Raw genomic sequence first — 22040 nt, 5'->3', positions numbered from 1 at the left:
CGGTGCGGGCGGCGGCGCTGCTGTATCCCGAGGGGGTCATAGTTCCCGCAGTGTGCCGTCCCTGAGCACCAGGACCCGGTGGGCGGCGGCCCGGGCGTAGTCGAGCTCGTGCGTGACCATCACGACGGCGGCACCCCGCTCCGCTGCGGCGCCAACGGCTTCATCAAGGCGTTCGCGGCCGTGGCGGTCCAGCCCCACGGTGGGTTCGTCCAGTGCAATGAGCTTCGGGTCCCGGGCGAGCACGGTGGCGAGGGCCAGGAGCCGCTGCCGGGATGCCGGCAGCTCATGCGGATGGATCTCCAGCTGGTCACCGAGTCCGACGGCGGCCAGCGCGGCCCGTGCCTTCGTGTCCGCCGCCGCCCCGAATGTCCGGTCCAGTCCAAAAAGCACTTCACGCAGGGCGGTGCGTTCGAAGAGCTGGTCCCGCGGCTGCTGGAACAGCAGGCCCACCCGGTCAGCCACTCGTCCCGTGGGAACCCCGGCAATATCCTTGCCGAGAATCCGGACGGATCCCCGGTCCGGGCGGAGCAGGCCGTTGAAATGCCGGAGCAGGGTGGACTTCCCGGCGCCGTTCGGACCCGTCACAGCCACGATCTCACCCGGCGCCACAGCGAGGCCAAGCCCGCACAGCACCCCCCGCTGTGTCCCCCGGTTTCCGCGGCGTTCCCGGCGGCCGGCAGGATAGCCGAACGTGATGCTGTCCAGCTCCAGGACGGCAGCAGGCACCTCCGTCCCACCGGGACGGCGGGCAGCTGCGGACGGGCCGGCGGTCCGGCGGCGGGGTCCGGAACCGAAGCCCGCCAGGGCGGGAATGACGACGCCGGACTGCAGCAGGGCGGGGGCGCCCGCCAGCTCGCCGGGCGTGCCGCGGGCGGTGACAGTGCCGCCGTCGAGCACGAGCCATTGCCCTGCTGCCCGGGCAAGTTCATCCGCGGTCTGGCTCAACACGACGACGGCGGTGCCGGAGTCAAGGAGGCCGCGGACCAGCGCACGGACCGAGGCGGCGCCGGCTTCGTCCAGCGAGCCGAGCGGTTCATCCAACACCAGGACACCCGGGCGCGTAATGGCAGAACAGGCCACGGCCAGCCGCCGCAGTTCACCGCCGGAGAGCGTGGCCGGATCGCGTTCCAGCAGTGCCGTCAGTCCAGCTGCGTCGGCGGCACGCGCCACCTCCGCGCGCATGCGGCGCCTGTCCATGCCCTGGTTTTCCAGGCCGAACGCCAGCTCCTCTGCAACGGTGGACCCCACGGTGGACAGCAGGGCCGCGGCATCCTGCGGAACGAAGCCCACCTGCCCGGACCAGAGGCTGCCCGTGAACCGGCCGGAGTTCCCGCCCGACAGCCAGCCCGCCAGCAGCCTGCCGAGGGTTGACTTCCCGCTGCCGGAGCCGCCCAGCACTGCGGTGAGTGTGCCGGGCGCTGCGCTCACGTCCACGTCGTGGAGTACGGGCGCGTCGTCACCGTGGTAGCTGAAGGCCTCGATCCTGGCCTCCAGAGAGGCTGCTGCCCTCATGGCTGCACTCCCCAGGGCCACTGTATGCCGGGCCATTGGCCGGATATCCGAAGTGCCACCGCGGCCGCGGCCAGCAGCAGCGCAAGGACCCGGAATCCGCGCTGGGCGGCGGTATCCGGCACGTCCCGGTAGCTGGTGCGCGCCCGGGTGCCGTTGAAACCGCGTGATTCAAGCGCCTGCGCCCGCTCCCCGGCGTCCTGGATGAGTGCGAGGACCAGCGGCAGCATCTGCAGCCGTGCCGCTGCCAGCCGCGGCAGCGGGCCGCCACCAAGAACCAGTCCCCTAGATTCCTGGGCCTGCCGGATCGCACCAGCCGGCCGGTGATGGCCGGCGCCAGCGTCAGGGTGGACGCCAGGACATAGCCGAACTGCGGCGGCACACGGCGCGCTGACATCACTGCCACCAGGTCCGGAACCCGGACCGTGAACGAAAAGAGCAGGAACACCATGACATAGGCGGCCGTCCGTGCTCCCATGTCCAGCGCAAAACCAAGCCCCTCGGCAGTGACCCGCACGGCGCCCCACTCAGCCAGGACCGTCCTGCCCTCGGGAAAGAACAGTCCGTGCAGGACCAGCAGCGACAGCCAAAAGGGCGCCAGGATCACCGCTGCTGCGGGTGCCAGCCGGCCGGCCACTCCGGCGCGCACCGCCAGCGCGGCGCAGCCCAGGGCCACGGTAAGGGAGACTGCCCAACTGGAAACCGCCGTCGTGATGGCCGCAGTCGCTACGGCCGCCGCCAATGCGGTCAGCGGGTTGAGCGGAGCGGGAGTTTTCAGGCGGGCAGCTGTGTACAACGGGGCGGGCACGGGATCAGGCGTCCGGAGTTCCCTGTTTCTTGCCGGCCAGCACGTTGAAACGGCGCACAAAAGGGAACTGCAGCGCGGTCCGGCGCGGCAGCGCGTACACCAGCATCGCGACTAATGCGAAGACAATGGCCTTGTCCATCGGGTCCGAAATCAATGCCTGCTTGGTGATGGCAGCCAGGAGCGTATCGCCCATGGCCCGGAAGGCGCTGACGATGGCGCCGGTACCGACGCCGGAGGTGCCGCCGAAAACGAAAGCCGCGATGGGTGCGGAGACGACGCCGGCCAGGATGCCCGTCACGAAGCCGGCCACCGGGGCAAGGTAGAAGCGCCGGAACAGACCGTAGCGGGCGGCTACGCCGGCCAGGAAACCGATGAGCGCAGCGCCGGCGGCAAAGGGCAGCACCGTGGGATTGATGAAGGACCAGACGACGCTGCTGAGGGCGCCCGTTGCTGCCCCCGCCGCCGGGCCTGCCAGGACGGCGATGAGGACTGTGCCGATCGCGTCGAAGTAGAACGGCAGGCCGGTGGATCCCATGATCTGGCCGAGGGCGATGTTGAGGACCAGTGCCACGGGGATCAGCACCAGGGTGGAGGTGGGAAGGGTGGGCAGCACTCCGACGATCAGGAGGATGGCTCCCAGCAGGAACCCGCCCAGGGCCACCAGGGTGGATCCGCTTGCCAGCCCGCTGGTGATATCCGCGGGCTGCGTCAGGACGAGGAAGGTGAAGGTGGCTGCGATGGATACCGCGCCGAGCGCTTCGAGGAGGCGGCGGTTGCGGACCGCCTGTGCAGGCGCGGGTAGGGTCCGGGATTGCTGTGACATGGCTGTTCCTTTGGCTGTGGGTTGCGTTCCGCGGGTACACCGGTACCGGGATCGGCAAACGTGCGCCTATGTCACCTCGGCGCAGCTACCATCTTAGGCCAGCCGCCTGGCCAGTGCTCCCACTGAATTGATGAGCTCATCAAAGCACTGCTTCGGATTGTTGGACGCCACGATGCGGGCGTTCGGCGGCAGCCCCCAGAGTCCGCGGTAATCGGCCACGGTGGTGCCCATCAGCAGTGGCGATCCTGTTTCGACGTCAACGGTGGCCGGCCGGGCGGTGTATTCCGTCCGTCCCACGGCCACACAGGCAGCGAAGGCATCGTGCACATGGGCCACGTAGCCCTGGTCGTAGAGCCGGTGGAACTCCATGTAGAAGCGGATGGCGTCGGACAGGCACGCCACCAGGGGGTTGCCGGAGCTGCTGCGGAGACCCTCAGGCTGGCCCGGCAGTACGAGTTCGGGACCGGTGCCCGCGGCTTCGGCCAGGCGCTGCAGGTGTTCGGGCCGCATCTCGATGAGTTCGGTGGTCTCAAGAGCGCACACCACCGGCAGTTTGTCCTCCGGGAGGCCGCGGTAGGCGGCAAAGACTTCCTTCGCGGCATGCGGATCGACCGAAACGTTCCACTCCGCCGTCGGCGTGGTGTTGCCCTGGTAGTAGAAGCAGCCGCCCATGATCACCAGCCCTTTGAGCAGGCGCGGCAGGTCCGGTTCCCGGCGGAGGGCGAGGGCGAAGTTGGTCAATGGGCCGGTAATGAGGCCCGTGATCTCGCCGGGGTGCTTCCGCGCCTCGTCCACCCAGACGTCCACGGCATGCCGGTCCGAGATCCGGCCGGCAGGGGGTGGAAGTTCCGCGTATCCGATTCCCTGCGGTCCGTGGGTTTCCTCCGTGGTAACCAGCGGGATTTCCAGCGGCACCTCGGCGCCGATCGCCACCTCGACTCCCGGTGTGCCGCACAGCTCCAGGAGGGCCAGGTTGTTCAGGGCCACCTGCCGCGCCCCCACGTTTCCGGCGGTGCAGGTGATGGCCTGCAGGCGGACGTCGGGGCGGGACAGGAGGTACACCAGGGCCAGGGCGTCGTCGATCCCGGTGTCCACGTCCATCAGGACCGAATGCATCAGAAGAGTGCCACCTTGGGCGTGCGGGGGAAGATCTCGTCCAGTTCGGCACGTTCGTCCGTGCTGGGCACCCAGGCCACCGCGGCTGCGTTCTCGCGGACCTGCTCCGGCCGGGTGGCGCCCGCGATCACGCTGCTGACGGACGGCTGGGCCGCCAGCCAGGAGAACGCCACCTGGATCTCGCTGAGGTTGCGCTCGGCGGCGAACTTGCTGAACTTCTCCAGTTGGCCCCAGTCCGCGTCGTTGACCAGGTTGGTGCGGGTGTGGCTCAGGCGGGAGCCTTCCGGGGCCTTGCCCGGCGCGTACTTGCCGGTCAGCAGCCCGTTGGCCAGCGGGAAGTACGGCAGCACGCCCAGGCCGTAGGCTTCGGCAGCAGGCGTGACTTCGAGTTCAGCGCGGCGGTCCAGCAGGTTGTAGTGGTTCTGGGTGGAAATGAACCGCGCACCGCCACGGGCGCGGGCCACAAATTCGGCCTCGGCGATCTGCCAGCCGGCCCGGTTGGAGTGGCCCACGTAACGGACCTTCCCGCTGGTCACGAGGTCGTCGAGGGCGGCCAAGGTCTCGTCGATGGGGGTCAGCGGATCCGGGGTATGGAACTGGTAGAGGTCGATCCAGTCGGTGCCGAGCCGCCGCAGTGAGGCCTCGGCGGCCTGGACGATGTAGCGGCGTGACCCGCGGGCACCGAAGTCGTTGCCGTTGGCTCCGCGCATGTCCATGCCGAATTTCGTGGCGACAATTGCGTCTTCGCGCCGGCCGGCCAGGGCCTTACCCAGCATGGTTTCGCTGACTCCTGGTTCCTTGCCGTAGGTGTCCGCGACGTCAAAAAGCGTAATGCCCGCGTCCAGGGCGGCATGAACGACGGCGTCGGTCCCCTCCTGCGACTCCGTCACGGTATTGGCCCGGCCCAGGTTGTTGCAGCCGAGTCCCACAACGGAGACGGTCAATCCGGAATTTCCAAGGCGGCGGTATTCAGTCATGAAATCAGCCTATAACGGCCACGCCGGCGGTCCGGACGCCCTCCAGTCCGGGGGCGTCCAGTGCCGTGCGAGTATCCGGAAGGCCGCTCAGACCGCGGGGAACTCGAGTCCGTGCTCGTCCATGGCATCTTCGAGCTGGGCCATGGTCTTGACGCCCATTCCGTGCAACTTCGACAGTTCCCGTTGACCGAACTGGACCACTTGTTCCAAGGTTTCCAGTCCGGCATGGGCCATGGCCCTGCGGGCAGGCGCACCAATTCCACGGGGAATCGGGGTGCGGCCTGGTTGAACGGATTTTGGCGCCATAGCGGATGCCTCCCAGTGAGTCGGTTGCCCCCCTCTTAGAGGGTAAAGCCCGAAGCCGGTTTCGGCGAGTGCTTGAGCTTAAACGCTTCCGGATCCGCAAACGGCGCCGCCGCGATGCTGAGCTTGGTGAAGTCCAGGTCCTCGCCGCGGATGCAGACCTTGATCGCATTCACGGCTTTGTTGACGTCCGGGCACAGGCAGAAGATATTGAGTTTGGCGTCGCCAAACTCGCTTCGTTCCACGGTGCCGAGGCCGCGCCAGGCGAGGTGGCTGATGAGGGCGTCTTTGGCTTTTTCCTCGAGGTAGCGGTCACGGTCCGTGCCGTCCTTGGTTTTCAAGGCGTACTGGGCCACCACCCAGAACTGTTCTTCGTCGGCAAGCTCGGCATAGCCGTCCTCGGCGCATTGCACCGCGAAAGCGTCCATCAGGCCTTCCGCGGCCGCGGCATCGGCAACGTCCGTTTCGTCCGTCTTGCTCTGGTGTCCCACCACGCCGTGATTCATCACGAACTGGCTGTAGTCCTCATCGAACCAGGCCTCCCGGAACAGCAGGACCCCTTCGTCGTCGCGTTTGTAGACCCTGATGATTCCGCTCATGCCCGTCCTCTCCTAAACCACTCGGCGTCTGTGCCGTCGAACGGTGCCTGCTGCGCCTTAACGGCCTGGTAAAGCTGTTCTGTCTCCGCGAGCATGCGGTCCACGAGGTCCCGCGGATAGTGCATGCTCACCTGGTGCTCGGCGAATTCGTCCTCGTCGTCGATGTAGACGCCCCGGGTCACGGACCGGATCACGTCGAGGTCCATGTCGATCACGTGGAATTCCAGCGTGCCGGGCCGGAGGTGGTTCCAGCCGTGGCCCACGGCCAGGTCCACGTACACCCGGAAGTCCCCCGGGTAGTCGTCATCGTAGAAAGTGGCAACGTAGTCCCCGGTCCGTGGAACCAGAAGCACGGCATCGGACCTCGCGTGGAAGGCTGCCCCGGGCCGCGAAATAAACGATCCCTCGGGCTGGAAGATCCACCAGCCGTGGCGGTCCTCGCCGAGGTAGCTGCCCGGGACCACCCAGTGGGCTCCGCCGTCCCATTTGCGGTTCCGTGCCACCACCAGGTCTCCCGGGTTCAGGCTCTCCGGGGGTGTGGCCTCATGCGAAATCACAGTTTAGGCAGGCTCCCCGTAGTCGGATGTTCCTGGCCTGGCAGGGGACGGGCAAAAGGAACTTTTGTCCCCAAAACCTGCGCAACGACGTCGTGCGTGATCTGGCGGGCCGTGAGACCGACCCGTTCCAGCACCTGCGCGCGGGTGCCGTGGTCCAGGAACTCCACGGGCAGCCCCACCTCGTTGAGGGCGGTGTCCACGCCTGCGGCGCGCATTTCCTGCCGGATGCGTGAACCCACGCCGCCGGCCCGGACGCCGTCTTCGATGCAGATGACCAACCGGTGGCGGGCAGCCAGCGCAATGATGGATTTCCGGACCGGCAGCAGCCAGCGGGGGTCCACCACGGTGGAGCTGATGCCTTGCGCGCCCAGGCGGTTGGAAACGTCCAGGGCGAGTTCGGACATGGCGCCGACGCTGACAATCAGTACGTCGTTTTCGTTGGAGCCCGCAGGGCGGCGTGCCAGCACATCCACGCCGTCGCCAAGGCGTTCGAGGGCTTCCACTTCTGCGCCCACGCTGCCCTTGGAATACCGGACCACGGTGGGTGCGTCCTCGATGGCCACGGCTTCGCGGAGTTCTTCGCGGAGCCTGGTTGCGTCGCGGGGGGCAGCCAGGTGGAGGCCGGGCACAATCTGGACCATGGCCATGTCCCACATGCCGTGGTGGCTGGCGCCGTCGGGGCCGGTGACGCCGGCACGGTCCAAGACTATCGTCACCCCTGCCTTGTGCAGGGCCACGTCCATGAGCAGCTGGTCGAAGGCACGGTTCAGGAACGTCGCATAGACGGCCACCACGGGGTGGAGCCCGCCGAAGGCCATGCCCGCGGCGGAAGTCAGCGCGTGCTGTTCGGCAATACCGACGTCGAAGACGCGCTCCGGGTGCCGTGCGGCGAATTTGTGCAGGCCTACAGGAATGAGCATCGCACCGGTAATGCCCACGATGTCCTTGCGCTCATCGGCGATGGCGGCGATCTCATCGGCGAACACCGACGTCCAGGATTGGGCGCCGCCAGCCTCGGTGGGCTCCCCGGTTTCGGGATCGATGATGCCCACAGCGTGGAACTGGTCGGCCTCGTGGGCGCGCGCCGGCGCATAGCCATGGCCCTTTTCGGTCATGGCGTGCACGATGACCGGGCCGGCATAGTTCTTGGCGGTCCAGAGTGCATGCTCCATCGCCTGGAGGTTGTGGCCATCCACGGGGCCGATGTACTTCATGCCCAGGTCCTCGAACATGCCCTGCGGCGCCCACCAGTCCTTGATGCCCTTCTTCATGGCATGCAGGCTGCGGTACGTGAACTGGCCCACCGGTCCGCCGTTTTGGAGCTTCCGCTTCCACCAGTCCAGGGTGCCCTCGTAAGCAGGAGCTGCACGGAAGGAATCGATGGTGGGGCGCAACGATGCGAGATAGTCAGCGAAGCCGCCCACGGTGGCCGCATACGAACGGCCATTGTCGTTCACGACGATCACCACGCGGCGGCGTTTATCCGCGGCGATGTTGTTGATCGCTTCCCAGGCCATGCCGCCGGTCAGGGCGCCGTCCCCCACCACGGCAATCACGTAGCGGTCGCCGTCGCCGGTCAGCTGCCGGGCGCGGGAGATGCCGTCGGCCCAGGACAGCGACGAGGAGGCGTGGGAGCTTTCCACGATGTCGTGCTCGGACTCTTCCCGGTCCGGATAGCCGGACATGCCGCCTTCCTGGCGAAGGGTGCTGAAGTCATGGCGTCCGGTGAGGAGCTTGTGGACATACGACTGGTGCCCGGTGTCAAACACGATGCTGTCACGGGGGGAATCGAAAATGCGGTGCACGGCCATGGTCAGTTCCACGACGCCGAGGTTCGGTCCGAGGTGGCCACCCGTCTGCGACACGTTTCCGATCAGGAAACTCCTGACCTCCGCAGCCAGCTGGGACAGCTGTTCTTCGGTCAACTTGCTCAGGTCCTGCGGATTCCGGATGGTGTCCAAAATTCCCAACGGGGCCTCCTTCGGGTGGTAGACATGCCTTTTAACTCTAACGCCTCGCCGGCGGGACGGGCGCAGTGACCGCCCGCCGCAACGCAAAAGCCCCGGCCTGTCGGTGACAGGCCGGGGCTTTTGGTGGTGCCGGTTGTGACCTCTGCCGCTAGCTGGCGGAGATCTGGCGCAGCACGTACTGCAGGATGCCGCCGTTGCGGTAGTAGTCGGCTTCGCCCGGGGTATCGATGCGGAGGACCGCATCGAAGGACTTGGCGGAGCCGTCTTCAGCCGTGGCAGTGACCTTGAGGGTCTTCGGGGTGGTGCCATCGTTGAGGGCGGTGACGCCCTCGACTGAGAAGGTTTCCGTGCCGGTCAGGCCCAGGGTTGCGGCTGATTCGCCGGCCGGGAACTGCAGCGGCAGGACGCCCATGCCGATCAGGTTGGAGCGGTGGATGCGCTCGTAGCTTTCAGCAATGACAGCCTTGACGCCCAGGAGTGCGGTTCCCTTGGCTGCCCAGTCACGGGACGAGCCGGAGCCGTATTCCTTCCCTGCCAGGACCACCAGCGGGGTGCCGGCTGCCTGGTAGTTCTGGGCGGCGTCGTAGACGTACGCCTGGGGGCCGTCTGCCTGGGTGAAGTCGCGGGTGAAGCCACCCTCGACGCCGTCGAGCAGCTGGTTCTTGATGCGGATGTTCGCGAAGGTGCCGCGGATCATGACTTCGTGGTTGCCACGGCGTGAGCCGTAGGAGTTGAAGTCCTTGCGCTCCACACCGTTGGCCAGCAGGTACTGGCCGGCAGGGGTGTCCGACTTGAAGGAACCGGCCGGGGAGATGTGGTCGGTGGTGACGGAATCGCCGAGCTTGAGCAGCACGCGGGCGCCGGTGATGTCCGTGACGGGCTCCGGCTTGGCCTTCATGCCTTCGAAGTACGGGGGCTTCCGGACGTAGGTGGACTTCTCGTCCCAGGCGAAGGTGTCGCCGGCAGGGGTGTCGAGGGCCTTCCAGCGGTCGTCGCCGTCGAAGACGCCCTCGTAGCCGCGGGCGAACATCTCCTTGTCGATCGAGGAATCGATGACCTTCTGGACCTCGACCGGGTTCGGCCAGATGTCCTTCAGGAAGACGTCGTTGCCGGCTTCGTCCTGGCCGAGTGCGTCGGTGTCGAAGTCGAAGTCCATGGTTCCGGCCAGGGCGTAGGCGATGACCAGCGGCGGGGAGGCCAGGTAGTTCATCTTGACGTCCGGGTTGATCCGGCCCTCGAAGTTGCGGTTACCGGACAGCACGGCCGTGACGGAAAGGTCGTTGGCCTGAATGGCCTCGGAGATTTCGGCGTCGAGCGGGCCGGAGTTGCCGATGCAGGTGGCGCAGCCGTAGCCCACGATGTAGAAGCCGAGCTTCTCCAGGTAGGGGGTGAGGCCGGACTTGTTGTAGTAGTCGGTGACCACCTTGGAGCCGGGGGCAACGGAGGTCTTGACCCACGGCTTCGCGGCCAGGCCCTTGTCCACGGCGTTGCGTGCCAGCAGTGCTGCGGCGAGCATCACGGACGGGTTGGACGTGTTGGTGCAGGAGGTGATCGAGGCGATTGACACCGCGCCGTGGTCCAGCTCGAACTCGCGGCCGTCCGCGGTGACAACGTGCACCGGGGTGGACGGACGTCCGTGGGCGCCGTTGGCGGCGGACTCGACCCGGGCCGTTTCCGTGGTGTGCGAATCAGCGTGGGTAAAGGAGGGAGGATCGGAGGCCGGGAAGGACTCTTCCAGGGACTCGTCCACGCTTCCGTCTTCGATGGACACGTAGTTGTGGATGTCCTTGCGGAACTGCTCCTTGGCGTCCGTGAGCTCGATGCGGTCCTGCGGGCGCTTCGGGCCGGAGATCGACGGAACAACCGTCGACAGGTCCAGCTCGAGGTACTCGGAGAACTTGATCTCCTTGGAAGGATCGTGCCAAAGGCCCTGTTCCTTCGCGTAGGACTCCACGAGGGCCACGTTCTCTTCCGAGCGGCCGGTGAGGCGCAGGTACTCGAGGGTGACGTCGTCGATCGGGAACATGGCGGCCGTGGAGCCGAACTCCGGGCTCATGTTGCCGATGGTGGCGCGGTTGGCCAGCGGCACCGCCGCCACACCCTCGCCGTAGAATTCCACGAACTTGCCCACCACGCCGTGCTTGCGCAGCTGCTCGGTGATGGTCAGGACAACGTCGGTGGCGGTGGCGCCGGCCGGGATGGACCCGGTCAGCTTGAAGCCCACGACGCGCGGGATCAGCATGGACACGGGCTGGCCCAGCATTGCCGCCTCGGCTTCAATGCCGCCCACGCCCCAGCCCAGCACGCCCAGGCCGTTGACCATGGTGGTGTGGGAGTCGGTGCCGACGCAGGTGTCCGGGTATGCCCGGACGACGCCGTCAACTTCGCGGGTCATGACGGTGCGGGCCAGGTATTCGATGTTGACCTGGTGCACGATGCCGGTTCCCGGCGGGACGACCTTGAAGTCGTCAAACGCGGTCTGGCCCCAGCGGAGGAACTGGTAGCGCTCCCCGTTCCGCTGGTATTCGATCTCCATGTTGCGCTCCAGTGCGCCGGAGTTGCCGAATGCGTCGATCTGCACCGAGTGGTCGATCACCATCTCGGCCGGTGCCAGGGGGTTAACCCGCTTGGGGTCGCCGCCGAGTTCCTTGACTGCCTCACGCATGGTGGCGAGGTCCACAACGCAGGGCACGCCAGTGAAATCCTGCATGATCACACGCGCCGGCGTGAACTGGATTTCAGTGTCGGGCTCGGCGCTGGGATCCCAACCGGCCAGTGCTCGGACGTGATCGGCCGTGATGTTGGCGCCGTCCTCGGTCCTCAACAGGTTTTCAAGCAATACCTTGAGGCTGAACGGAAGGTTTTCTGCACCTTCAACGGAGTTCAACCGGAAAATTTCGTATTCGGTACCGGCTACATTAAGTTTGCCTTTTGAACCGAAGCTGTCCACAATGCTCATCGCAGGACTCCTCTCGCAACAGTTTCATCTTTGTCGCGCGGTAGACCGCTTGCTAGTTAGGTCATCCTAATTAGTACAAGGTCATACAAAAGAGCATGGGGTCAGCCGAGAATTCGGCGCGCGACGTGGGACTACTACGCCCATCCTAGTCACATCAGGCCGGGGGCGTCAGCAACGCCACTGTCTCCATGTGGTGCGTGTGCGGATACAGATCGAACGCCCGCAACCCCGCGAGCTGCCAGCCGCCCTGCCGGAAGTACCCCAGGTCCCGGGCGAACGACGCCGGATCGCAGGAGACGTAGGCGACGGCCCGGGGTCCTGCCGCCATCAGCTGGCTGACCACTGCCTTGCCCGCGCCGGCACGGGGCGGGTCCAGCACCAGGGCATCGAAGTTACGGGGCTTCTGGCGCAGGACGCGCTCCACGCGTCCCTGCACGATCTCCACCTGCGGCGCCCCGTGCAGGTTCTTCCGCGCGTCGCGGCTGGTGCCGGGGGCACCCTCAACGGACAGCACGGAGCCGGTCACGCCCACGGCGTCCGCGAGTGCGGCGGTGAACAGGCCTGCCCCGGCATACAGGTCCGCGACCACCGCGCCGGGCTCCAGGTACCCGCCGTCGTGCAGGAATCCCTTCACCGCCCCGACGAGTGTCTCCGGAGCATCCCGGTGGATCTGCCAGAAGCCCTCCCCCGTGACCCGGAACTCGTGCCCGGCGGCCGACTCCTGCACCCACGTGCGTCCGCGGAGCTGCAGCGCCTCCCCCTTGGCCGGATCGAAGCTGGCCACCGAGACGTCGTCGGGCAGCTGGGCAAGGATCCCGCTGAGGCGCTTTGCGCGGGTGCCTGCGGCCGGGGCCAGCAGCACCAGCGGGCGCGATCCGTTGGCGGGGGCTGCCACTTCGACGCGCTCAATGCCCGTGAGGTCGATGTCCCAGAGCCTGAGGTCGTTGATACCGGACACGGCCAATGGCATCTCGCGGATGGCAATGACCTGGTCGGACCGGTGGGCGTGCATGCCCAGCTTCCCTGCGGGTGTCACGGTAAAGCTGGCCCGTGTGCGCCAGCCCAGACCGGGCGCACCAGGGCTGTGGTCGCCTGTGGCGGCGGCCGCGCCGACAGCTTCCACCTCCGTGACGCGTTCGACGCCGGCGAGCCGCTTCAGCTGTTCCGCCAGGACGTCCGCCTTGAGGCTTCGCTGGCGTCCAAGTGACACGTGGCCCAGCTCTGCACCGCCTACCGGAGGGTGGCCATGGGACCAGGACCGCAGGGAATCGGCCACGTGCCAGAAATGGGCCAGGCGGTCCGGCGACGCCTCGAGAACTTCCACGACGTCGGCGCGCCAAAACTTTGAGTCCTCGCCCGCGTCCGTCAGGCGGATCCGGACCTTTTCGCCGGGAATGGCGTGGCGGACAAAAACCACGCGGCCTTCATGGCGGGCAACGCAGTGGCCGCCGTGGGCGATAGGCCCGATGTCCACTACAAGTTCGGCGTGCGTGCGGGTCTGGGTCTCGGGGCTCATTGGATATCCTGCAATTTCTTGGCTTCTTCGGACGATTTCAGTTGCCAGGGCACACTGGCAACCATGACTCCCGGCTCGAAATGGAGTCGGGTTTTGATCCGCAGGGCCGTCTGGTTATGGACCAGCTGTTCCCACCATTTACCCACCACGTACTCGGGGATGTAGACCACGATCAGGTCACGGGGCGAATCCCGCCGCATGTTCTTCACGTATTCCATGATGGGGGTCACCGTTTCCCGGTACGGGCTGGCGAGGACCGTCAGCGGCACCGGAATTTCGAGCTTTTCCCAGTCGGCCAGGGTGTGTGCGGTTTCTTCGGAGTTGATGTCCACGGTGATGGCGTCAAGCCGCGAGGGCCGCGATGCCCGGGCATATGCCAGTGCCCGCAGCACAGGCTTGCGGACGTGGGAAACCAGCAGCACGGCGTGGACCCGGGACGGCAGGGCGCGGGGCGAGGAATCCTCGTCCACGGACAGTTCCTTGGCAACGTTGTCGTAGTGTGCGCGGATGCTCCACATGATCAGGAAGAGCACGAACATCGCCAGCAGCGCGATCCAGGCCCCCTGTTCAAACTTGGTGATCAGCACGATCACCAGGACCAGCGCCGTCATGCCGAAGCCGATCGTGTTGATGATGCGCGACTTGAGCATGCGCAGCTTGATGGCCGGATCCCTGGCGAGCTTCAGCTCCCGGCCCCAGTGCCGGATCATGCCGAGCTGGCTCATCGTGAACGAGATGAAGACTCCCACAATGTACAGCTGGATGAGTTTGGTGACGTCCGCGTCGAAGGCGAGGATCAACACGAGGGCTCCGGCGGCCAGGGCCAGGACGCCGTTGCTGAAGGCCAGCCGGTCGCCGCGGGTGCGCAGCTGGCGGGGCAGGTAGCCGTCCTGGGCCAGGATCGAACCCAGGACCGGGAAGCCGTTGAAGGCCGTGTTGGACGCGAACACCAGGATCACGCCGGTGGCGGCGACCACCACGTAGAAAAGGATGGATCCTTCACCGAAGATGGTCTGGGCGATCTGGCTGATGGCCGGATTCTGGATGTAGCCCTCGGGGAGGGGCTGGCCGTCCAGCAGGAATTCCGTGGCGGGGTCCAGCACAATGTGCACTTTGGTGGCGTTGGCCAGGTAGATGATGCCGGCAAGCATGGAGGCGGCGATGACGCCGAGCAAAAGCAGCGTCGTGGCGGCGTTCTTGCTCTTGGGTTTCTGGAAGTTCGGCACACCGTTGCTGATGGCTTCGACGCCGGTAAGCGCCGCGGCACCCGAGGAGAACGCCCGCAGCAACAGGAACGCTCCGGCCAGGCCCACCAGCCCTTCGTCGAAGCCGGCGGCCGGAACGATCGTGAAATCCGCCGACGGCGCCTTGCCTAACTGGCCTGTGAGGGCCTGGAAGATGCCGACGGCAGTCATGCCGAGGATGGAGGCCATGAAGATGTACGTGGGGACGGCGAACACGCTGCCGGCCTCCCGGATGCCGCGAAGGTTCACCAGGGCCAGAATGATGACGCCGATAGTCGCAATGAGGGCCCGCTCGCCGTGCAGCGAGGGCACGGCGGTGGTCAGATAGGCTGCGGCCGAGGACATCGACACGGCAACGGTCAGGACGTAGTCGACCAGCAGCGCTGACGCTACCGTGAGCCCGGCAAACTTGCCCAGGTTTTCGTTGGCGATCTCGTAATCGCCGCCGCCGGACGGGTAGGCGTGGACGTTCTGCCGGTAGGACGCGACGACGGTCAACAGCACTACCATGACGGCCAGCCCCACCCAGGGCGAGAAGGCCACGGCGCTGACGCCCGCCAGGGCCAGGGTCAGGAGGATTTCGTCGGGCGCGTAGGCCACCGAGGACAGGGCGTCGGAGGCGAAAATGGGAAGCGCGATCCGCTTTGGCAGCAAGGTATGGGCGAGCCGGTCATTGCGGAATGGCCGCCCGACGAGAACCCGTTTGACGGCATTCAATATTGTCAGCACTCCACAAAGCTAGTCTGATTCGGACGCGATGTCATGACAGGATCCGCCCGGTGCCTCCGCCGTCGCCGCGCAGTATCTGCCGGACACCGGAACGGGCGGCCCGGACGGCCGGTAGAGTCTTACGCAGCAACAGGAAAAAGACTGAGGAGGCACGGGTGGCGCACTTCGTGATCATGGGTTGTGGCCGCGTGGGAGCAACGCTGGCGCATACCCTCGAGGATGCGGGCCATTCGGTGGCCATCATCGACCAGGACGACCGTGCCTTCCGCCGGCTCCGCACCGGTTTTTCCGGCCGGAAGGTCACCGGAGTCGGGTTCGACCGCGAAACCCTGAAGCAGGCCGGCGTCAGTGAGGCCTATGCCTTCGCCGCAGTGTCCAGCGGTGACAACTCCAACATTCTGGCCACCCGGGTGGCCCGCGAGACTTTCCACGTGCCCCATGTGGTGGCCAGGATCTACGACCCCGGCCGCGCCGAGATCTACCAGCGCCTGGGCATTCCCACGGTGGCGGCCGTGCGTTGGAGCGCGGACCAGGTGCTGCGCCGGATCCTGCCGGAACAGCACCTTGCCGGTGACTTCCGTGAGCCGTCAGGCCGGCTGGTCCTGGCCGAAATCGACCTCGACCCGGCCTGGATCGGGCACCCGCTGGCCGCCATCGAGAAGGTGGCCGACATCCGGATTGCCTACCTGACCAGGTTCGGCGAAGGGATGCTACCCGGCCCCGGCACGTCCTACCAGGAGGGCGACACTGTCCATGCCATGTTGCGCGTGGACCGCAGCGCAGAGGTAGGCCACATTCTTGCCAAAGAACCACCCAAGGAGCAGTAAGTGAAAGTCGTTATCGTCGGGGCAGGGAGCGTCGGTTCCTCGATCGCCCGTGAGCTTCTTTCCCACAAACACGAGATCCTGCTGATCGATCTGAAGCCGGAAGTGATCGGGCGCAGCGGGCTCCGTGGGGCGCACTGGCTGGTCGGCGACGCCTGCGAGCTGAGCACACTCCAGGACGCCAAGCTCGACGACGCCGACGTGGTGGTTTCAGCCACAGGAGACGACAAGGTCAACCTGGTGGTGTCCCTGCTGGCGAAGACCGAGTTCGGCGTCGGACGCACCGTGGGACGCGTCAACAACCCCAAGAACGACTGGATGTTCAACGACTCCTGGGGTGTCGACGTCGCAGTCAACACCCCCCAGCTCATGACCGCACTCGTCGAGGAAGCGGTGGAAATCGGCGACCTCGTCCGGCTGCTCACCCTGCAGACCGGGGTTTCGTCCCTTGTCGAATTCACCGTTCCCCACGACTCACACGTCATCGGACTCACTGTGGGAGACATCGACTGGCCCGAAGACTCAACGCTGGTGGCGATCCTGCGGGACCAGGCCCCCATCACTCCCAGCCGGGACGACGTGCTCGACGGCGGTGACGAACTGTTTTTCGTCACCACCATCGCCGCCGAAGACGACCTCAGGGCGCTGCTCTCCCCCGAGCAGCAGCAGGACCGGGAATCGGAGCAGGCCGCGGGGGAAGAAGGCCACCTCCCCGCCCGGCAGGAACAGCAGGCGCCCGAGGACGACGGCTTCGACGGCTGAACGTTCCGCCGGCTAAGGCAGCGGCGGAGGACCCGGCTGTGACGGTGCACCCGGCGGCGGTGACGGAGCCGGCGGCTCCGACGGCACAACGGGCTTGGTGATGAGCCACGCTACCCAGATGCCCAGGATGTACAGCGGCGCCCCCATCAGAAGCCGTGTGGTGGCGAGGCCGGCCAGGCCCTGCTCGCCGAGGAGGTACAGCGGCACCTGAACGAGGAGCCGCAGGGCCAGGACGCCAACGATCACCCAGGTGCCCAGGCGGTAGGCCCGGACCCGGGCCGGGTCCTTGCGCCAGTCCAGGCCCTCGTTCCGGATAAAGCCGAACAGCAGGCCCGCAATGGGCCAGCGGAGCGCAATGGACAGCACCATGCCGGCGATGTACGCGGCATTGGTGAAGAACCCGAGGACATAGAAGTTCTCGGCCTTGCCGGTGGTGTTCGCAAGCCACGCGGAAATTCCGACGCCGGCGATCCCCGCCAGCGCCTGGGTCAGCGGGCGGCGTTGGACGAGGCGGGCAACCGTGAAGGCAGCGGCCGCAGCCAGGGCGCCCACCAGGGACAGGGTGAGCTCCCGGGTGACGGTGAAGGCCACGAGGAAGACAAGTCCGGGCACGATGCTCTCCGCGATGCCCTGGACACCGCCCGCACTCTTGAGCACGTCGATGCTGCCGTCCTCCGAGCGGTGCAGGCCGGCCTTCGCGGCGTAGCCTTCCGCGAGGTCGGCAACTGACGGCGACTCCGGAGTGGGGCGCGGCTGGCCGGGCCTGGCTGCGGGATCCGGGTTCTCGGGCGTCGTCATTGGTTCTCCTGGCGGGACAGTATCTCGTAGCGGGGGTTGAACATGGTGGGAAGACCGTCGCGCACAGTCAGCATGCCTTCCAGCCTGAGTTCACACCCAGGGTCGACGCCGGGTACCCGCCGCCGGCCGAGCCACACGACCCGCAGCCGGTCGCGCCGGCCCGGACCCCCGGGTTTCCGGGCCGACCGCGGTTCCGTGCCGGCCGGGGCAGGTCCGCGCTTGGCGGGCGGGAGGTCGTGGTCCATGACAATCGCGGTGAACGTGGCAACCTGGGTGGCCGGAACATACGTCACGGACTCAATGAAGCCACGGCACAGCACCCGGCCCCGCTCCGGCAATCCACCAATGGAAAGTTCGGGCTGCGGATATTGGCCGGCCGGATCAGCCAATCTGGGTGATCTCCGGACCGCGCTCGGGTTGCTGGAACTCGGGTGCGCCCTGCTGGGGCGCCGGAGCGGAGTCCTTCGGCAGGCGAAGCTGCAGCAGGTCACGCGGAGGCATCGGGCTCTCGCCCCGGACCACCACGATCTGGCGGAACAGCGATTCGAGGTTCGCCGCGGCATCGCGGTCCAGGGCGGCCTCACCGCCCAGGACGCCGCGGAGGAACCAGCGGGGACCGTCGACGCCGATGAAGCGGGCCACGCGGTAGCCGGCCGCGCCGTCGGCAGTTCCTGCCGGAAGCTTAGCCACCAGTTCGGTGCCGAAGGCACCGGGGATTTCTTCGACCTGGCCGCCCTGGCTTCCCACGGACTGCCCGATCTGCTCCCGGATCTCGTCCCAGAGTCCCTCGGTGCGCGGGGCAGCGAAGGCCTGGAGCTGGAGGCTCGAACCGTCAAGGTCCATGGTGACGGCCACAACCCGTTGCGTGGCTTCCTCTATCTCAAGCCGAAGCTGGAGGCCTTCCCGCGGTGCAATCAGCAGGGCGCCGAGATCCACGTAGCCGTCGGTGCTGTCAATCTCCGAGACGTCAAAGGGTCCCGTGGCTTGGCGGCCGGTGCTCTCCTCGTCAGAGCCTGCAGTCTCCAGGGTTTCCCCGGGCTCTGCTGCCTGGTCCTTCTTGGCCTTCTTGCCACGCCCAAAAACCATCGGGTTGTCTCCTTAGTTGTGATCTTGTCCCGCCGTGCCACCCGGGCCGCGCGGTAAGTCATGCAGCGCCGGCAGTGCCTGGCGGCGCCCCGGGCCTAGGCCTGCGGTGTTGCGAAGCCGCCGCCCGAACCGAAACCACCGGTGGAACCGAAGCCGCCGTCACCGCGGACTGAGTCGCTCAATTCCGCGACGGCCACAAACTGTGCGTACTCCACGCGCTGAATGACCATCTGTGCAATTCTATCGCCGCGCCGGAGCTCAATGGCTTTCTCCCGGTCCGTGTTCAGCAGGGTCACGGAGATCTCGCCGCGGTATCCGGCGTCGACCGTTCCGGGGGCGTTGACCACTGTCAGTCCGTGCTTGGTGGCGAGCCCCGAACGCGGGTGGATGAGGGCCACGAAGCCGTTCGGCAGGGCTATCGAGACTCCGGTGGGCACCAGCCGGCGTTCACCCGGTTCAAGGATCACGTCCTCGCGCGCCCGCAGATCCGCCCCGGCGTCGCCCGGGTGGGCGTAGGACGGCGCTTCGAGGCCGTCATCCAGCATTTTCAGCTGCACGGACAGGGTGGGCGATCCGTAGGCGGCAGCGCTGCCTTCCGGGGAGTCCGACGGCAAAGTAGTCACGGCTGCAGTTTCTTCAGTCACAGTCATTCACTCTAACGCCAGCGGCACACCCGGGCCTAGCCGCCGCTGGTACCGTTCGGCGCCCGGCCAAGGTGAAATAGCCCGGGAAAAGTGGAAAGCTGGGCCTATGCCGGAATCTAGTGCAGCTGTGCCTGCCCCCAACAGCACACCCCGCGGAACAACCGTTCTTTACAACGAGAAGATCCGCCCCAGCCCCTGGATCTGGCTGGTGGCGGCTGGCCTGTCCGGCGCCGGCATCCTTGTTTTCGCTCCGATCAGCATGGCGGCCGGCATCACGGCGGCGCTGGTGCTTTTCGCCATCATCACCGTACTGCTGGTCCTGTCCACGCCCTCAATCACGGTGACGGCGGAGACCCTTCAGGTGGGGCGCGCCACCATTGAACGCCGGTACATAGGAACCGTGACCCCGTTCAGCGGCAAGGAGGCGACCGCAGAGCGCGGCCCGCGCCTGAACGGACTGGCATACCTCTGCATCCGCGGCTGGGTTGACCCCGTGGTGAAGATCGACATCACCGACCCCTCCGATCCGACTCCATACTGGCTCACGTCAACGCGGCACCCGGCAGAACTGACCGCCGTCCTGACCGGCGCCTGAGCACACGCGCACACGCGCCGGCGAGCAGCCCCCGACGCTCTCAGCCCTCGCAGTCCTTGCAGAACAGCAAACCGTCCTTCTCGCGGGCGATCTGCGAGCGGTGACGGACAAGGAAGCATGACGAGCAGGTGAATTCATCCGCCTGGGCCGGCAGGACGCGTACCAAAAGTTCCTCGCCGGACAGATCTGCACCCGGGAGCTCATAGCCTTCGGCAAGGTCGGACTCGTCCTCATCCACCACCGCCGTCGGCTTTTCCGCGCGCCTGGTCTTCAGCTCCTCGATGGAATCCTCGTTCAGTTCCTCTTCTGATTTCCGCGGCGCATCATAATCTGTCGCCATTATTTTCTGTTCACACTCCGCTTTGTTCGGTTGGATCGCCGGTCCCGGCAGGCAGCGCCCCGGGAATCATGATGCCCCTTGGCATGGCGCCGGTCCGGTTCACCGATGTCAACGCCGGGCTGCCTGATTTTGTGCCCGGCGCAGGCGCCCATTTTCACCTAACCAAAGCCCGAAAGCGAGAGGTCTTCGGGCAGCATGCAACCGGACGCCCGGCAGGGGGCGGACCGGGGCGGCCCGATGGAGGGGCAAACCCCGGAAAGTCGCGGAATATCGCGGCGCGCCCTCTCCCTTCCCCGGAAAAGCGACTGGCGGGTGGCAGAGTTTCGAATGTCAGTAATGCCAGGGTGGAGGATTTGTATGCAGGATCTACGGCTTGTAGGCGTCCACGACGACGGAGAGCATCTCCTGTTGAGCGGCACCGGCGGCGAGATGTTCCAGCTGCCTATCGACGAAGCTCTCCGGCTCGCGGCCAGCCGCTCTCCGGCGAAAGTAGCCGCTACAGTTGCGCCCGTTGCCATGTCCCCGCGGGACATCCAGGCGCGCATCCGAAGCGGGGCCACGGCGGCCGAGGTAGCAGACCTCTCAGGCATTCCCCTGGCCAAGGTCCAGCGCTACGAAGGCCCCGTCCTGGCGGAACGCGAGTACGTGGCCCAGCAGGCCCGAAAAATCGAGGTGGCCTCCCCGGCACCGGGCCATGACGTCTACCGCTCCGCTTTCGGGGACAGCCCCGCCACCCTGGGTGACATGGTGGCACACCGCCTCAACGCCCACGGCATCGAGTCCTCAACGGTTGAATGGGACTCCTGGCGGCGCCCGGACGGCACGTGGACCGTCGTCGCCCGCTTCGAGACCAATCCCGGCCGGCACGCCAGCATCGGCGAGGAACCGCCGGCCATGTGGACCTTCAGTCCGGCCCGCAAGTCCCTGCACAATGCCAACCGGTGGGCGCAGCAGCTCAGCGAACTGGAACCGCTCGACGGCCCGGTCCCTGCCCGCCGCCTGTCAGCGGTTTCCGACCGGCCGTTCGACTTTGAGACAGACGCCGAGGCGGCAGCCGCCCGGACGGCCGCCGGCCAGCCGGGAAAGGATCCGGACGGGCTGCTCGACATGCTACGGTCACGGCGCGGCCAACGGCTGGGCGTGGACGAAGATGGCGACGATGCCTTGGCACTGCTGCTCACCAACGGTGTTCCGGCGGCCCACCCGCGTCCGTCCGATGTAGTAGCGGAACCCGAGGCAGACGAAAACGGGACAGCGCCAGAAAGCGGCGAGGAAGCCATTGCACCGGCCGCCAAAGGCGACTCGTTCACCCGTAAGCGGGAGGTCCGCGCCTCCGTGCTGTCCCGCCTGAGCCTGGCCCCGCGCCACACCGAGGACGACGACGAACGGCTGAAACTCCACGACGGCGTCAGCACCGAAACCCGTGAAATCACCATCGTGGCCTCTCCCCTGCGCCCGGTGACGGGTCCGGACGAAGCATCCGCTGATGAGTCCGGCAGCACTCCGGCCACGATCGATTCTGCCCCGCCACGCGATGAAACTGCCGGTGCGGAGTCCGCTCCCGTGAGGGGAGCGGCCCCCGGCCGCCAGTCCGGCTGGAACCGCGAATCCGCCCCGAACGTGGGCTTGGATGAGCTGTTGGGCGGCGGGAGCCCCCGCCGGGTCCGGGACGACGCTCCGGCACCGGCAAGGAACGACGCAGCCCGGAACGACGCAGCCAGGAATGACCGGGAAGCCGAGCAACCGGAGCGGCAGCCGTCAAAACCCAAGCGCTCCAGCGTACCCAGTTGGGATGAGATAGTTTTCGGCGCACGCGGCGACTAAGCCGGTCCTGCCTCGCCTGTGCCCGCAACAGGACTTTTGGCACCTTCCAGCCGGCAA

Annotated in this window: 21 protein-coding genes and 1 pseudogene; 4 read left to right on the top strand and 18 right to left on the bottom strand. The window is 66.7% G+C overall.

Annotation, left to right across the window (positions count from 1 at the left end; all coding sequences use genetic code 11):
• Positions 1 to 36: 36 nt before the first annotated feature.
• From AC1MDG_RS08465 to AC1MDG_RS08405, 13 genes and pseudogenes are all read right to left on the bottom strand, one after another.
• Positions 37 to 1512, bottom strand: a complete 1476-nt coding sequence (locus tag AC1MDG_RS08465) for an ABC transporter ATP-binding protein (protein WP_479808532.1) — start codon at positions 1510 to 1512, stop codon at positions 37 to 39.
• Positions 1509 to 1739, bottom strand: a complete 231-nt coding sequence (locus AC1MDG_RS08460; protein WP_479809166.1) for a hypothetical protein — start codon at positions 1737 to 1739, stop codon at positions 1509 to 1511. The genes AC1MDG_RS08465 and AC1MDG_RS08460 overlap by 4 nt, the downstream gene beginning before the upstream one ends.
• A gap of 167 nt (positions 1740 to 1906) precedes the next feature.
• Positions 1907 to 2317, bottom strand: a pseudogene (locus AC1MDG_RS08455) (CbiQ family ECF transporter T component); the annotation flags it as partial.
• Positions 2318 to 2321: 4 nt separating this feature from the next.
• Complete coding sequence (locus AC1MDG_RS08450) at positions 2322 to 3140, bottom strand: ECF transporter S component (protein WP_479808531.1); 819 nt, start codon at positions 3138 to 3140, stop codon at positions 2322 to 2324.
• 93 nt (positions 3141 to 3233) lie between these two features.
• Complete coding sequence (locus tag AC1MDG_RS08445) at positions 3234 to 4256, bottom strand: nucleoside hydrolase (RefSeq protein ID WP_479808530.1); 1023 nt, start codon at positions 4254 to 4256, stop codon at positions 3234 to 3236.
• Complete coding sequence (locus tag AC1MDG_RS08440; RefSeq protein WP_479808529.1) at positions 4256 to 5233, bottom strand: aldo/keto reductase; 978 nt, start codon at positions 5231 to 5233, stop codon at positions 4256 to 4258. Before AC1MDG_RS08440 ends, AC1MDG_RS08445 begins: the two co-directional genes overlap by 1 nt.
• A gap of 87 nt (positions 5234 to 5320) precedes the next feature.
• Entirely contained in the window at positions 5321 to 5539 is a 219-nt protein-coding gene (locus AC1MDG_RS08435) for a helix-hairpin-helix domain-containing protein (RefSeq protein WP_043480605.1), read from the bottom strand.
• A gap of 35 nt (positions 5540 to 5574) precedes the next feature.
• Positions 5575 to 6135 carry a hypothetical protein gene (locus AC1MDG_RS08430; RefSeq protein WP_479808528.1) on the bottom strand — a complete coding sequence of 187 codons (561 nt, stop codon included), beginning with the start codon at positions 6133 to 6135 and terminating at the stop codon, positions 5575 to 5577.
• Entirely contained in the window at positions 6132 to 6692 is a 561-nt protein-coding gene (locus AC1MDG_RS08425; RefSeq protein WP_479808527.1) for a DUF402 domain-containing protein, read from the bottom strand. The genes AC1MDG_RS08430 and AC1MDG_RS08425 overlap by 4 nt, the downstream gene beginning before the upstream one ends.
• On the bottom strand, positions 6689 to 8662 hold the full coding sequence (gene dxs / locus AC1MDG_RS08420; protein ID WP_479808526.1) for a 1-deoxy-D-xylulose-5-phosphate synthase: 1974 nt from the start codon (positions 8660 to 8662) through the stop codon (positions 6689 to 6691). The genes AC1MDG_RS08425 and dxs overlap by 4 nt, the downstream gene beginning before the upstream one ends.
• Before the next feature lie 148 nt (positions 8663 to 8810).
• Positions 8811 to 11621, bottom strand: a complete 2811-nt coding sequence (gene acnA / locus AC1MDG_RS08415) for an aconitate hydratase AcnA (RefSeq protein ID WP_479808525.1) — start codon at positions 11619 to 11621, stop codon at positions 8811 to 8813.
• Positions 11622 to 11775: 154 nt separating this feature from the next.
• Positions 11776 to 13137, bottom strand: coding sequence for a class I SAM-dependent RNA methyltransferase (locus AC1MDG_RS08410; protein ID WP_479808524.1), 1362 nt, complete (start codon positions 13135 to 13137; stop codon positions 11776 to 11778).
• Complete coding sequence (locus AC1MDG_RS08405) at positions 13134 to 15110, bottom strand: APC family permease (RefSeq protein WP_479808523.1); 1977 nt, start codon at positions 15108 to 15110, stop codon at positions 13134 to 13136. The genes AC1MDG_RS08410 and AC1MDG_RS08405 overlap by 4 nt, the downstream gene beginning before the upstream one ends.
• A gap of 155 nt (positions 15111 to 15265) precedes the next feature.
• Here AC1MDG_RS08405 and AC1MDG_RS08400 point away from each other — a divergent pair, with 155 nt between their 5' ends.
• Positions 15266 to 15937, top strand: coding sequence for a potassium channel family protein (locus AC1MDG_RS08400; RefSeq protein ID WP_043480599.1), 672 nt, complete (start codon positions 15266 to 15268; stop codon positions 15935 to 15937).
• Positions 15938 to 16696 carry a potassium channel family protein gene (locus AC1MDG_RS08395; protein ID WP_479808522.1) on the top strand — a complete coding sequence of 253 codons (759 nt, stop codon included), beginning with the start codon at positions 15938 to 15940 and terminating at the stop codon, positions 16694 to 16696.
• Positions 16697 to 16708: 12 nt separating this feature from the next.
• Here the strand turns inward: AC1MDG_RS08395 and AC1MDG_RS08390 are convergent, their stop codons facing one another.
• The 4 genes from AC1MDG_RS08390 to dut all read right to left on the bottom strand — a co-directional run bounded on the left by AC1MDG_RS08390 (position 16709) and on the right by dut (position 19224).
• Positions 16709 to 17494, bottom strand: coding sequence for a DUF3159 domain-containing protein (locus AC1MDG_RS08390; protein WP_479808521.1), 786 nt, complete (start codon positions 17492 to 17494; stop codon positions 16709 to 16711).
• Positions 17491 to 17883 (bottom strand): hypothetical protein, encoded by a 393-nt coding sequence (locus AC1MDG_RS08385; protein WP_479808520.1) that lies wholly within the window; start codon positions 17881 to 17883, stop codon positions 17491 to 17493. Before AC1MDG_RS08385 ends, AC1MDG_RS08390 begins: the two co-directional genes overlap by 4 nt.
• Positions 17876 to 18580, bottom strand: a complete 705-nt coding sequence (locus AC1MDG_RS08380) for a DUF3710 domain-containing protein (protein ID WP_043480592.1) — start codon at positions 18578 to 18580, stop codon at positions 17876 to 17878. The genes AC1MDG_RS08385 and AC1MDG_RS08380 overlap by 8 nt, the downstream gene beginning before the upstream one ends.
• 95 nt (positions 18581 to 18675) lie before the next feature.
• The gene (gene dut / locus AC1MDG_RS08375; RefSeq protein ID WP_479808519.1) at positions 18676 to 19224 is read right to left on the bottom strand and encodes a dUTP diphosphatase; all 549 of its coding nucleotides are present in this window, start codon (positions 19222 to 19224) and stop codon (positions 18676 to 18678) included.
• A 106-nt stretch (positions 19225 to 19330) separates the two neighbouring features.
• Here dut and AC1MDG_RS08370 point away from each other — a divergent pair, with 106 nt between their 5' ends.
• Positions 19331 to 19819: a DUF3093 domain-containing protein gene (locus tag AC1MDG_RS08370; protein ID WP_043480590.1), complete on the top strand. Its 489-nt coding sequence runs from the start codon at positions 19331 to 19333 to the stop codon at positions 19817 to 19819.
• A gap of 40 nt (positions 19820 to 19859) precedes the next feature.
• On the opposite strand, the gene AC1MDG_RS08365 is transcribed toward AC1MDG_RS08370, so the two are convergent.
• A complete protein-coding gene (locus AC1MDG_RS08365) occupies positions 19860 to 20159 on the bottom strand; it encodes a DUF4193 domain-containing protein (RefSeq protein WP_043480587.1) in 300 nt (99 codons plus the stop codon).
• 357 nt (positions 20160 to 20516) lie between these two features.
• Between AC1MDG_RS08365 and sepH the strand changes: the two genes are divergently transcribed.
• Positions 20517 to 21983 carry a septation protein SepH gene (gene sepH, locus AC1MDG_RS08360; protein ID WP_479808518.1) on the top strand — a complete coding sequence of 489 codons (1467 nt, stop codon included), beginning with the start codon at positions 20517 to 20519 and terminating at the stop codon, positions 21981 to 21983.
• The last annotated feature ends 57 nt before the right edge of the window (positions 21984 to 22040 follow it).

The organism is Arthrobacter sp. AIWTK1 (genome assembly GCF_056680535.1).
The sequence above is the reverse complement of the archived record's forward strand: the minus strand, read 5'-3'. Positions and strand labels throughout refer to the sequence as shown.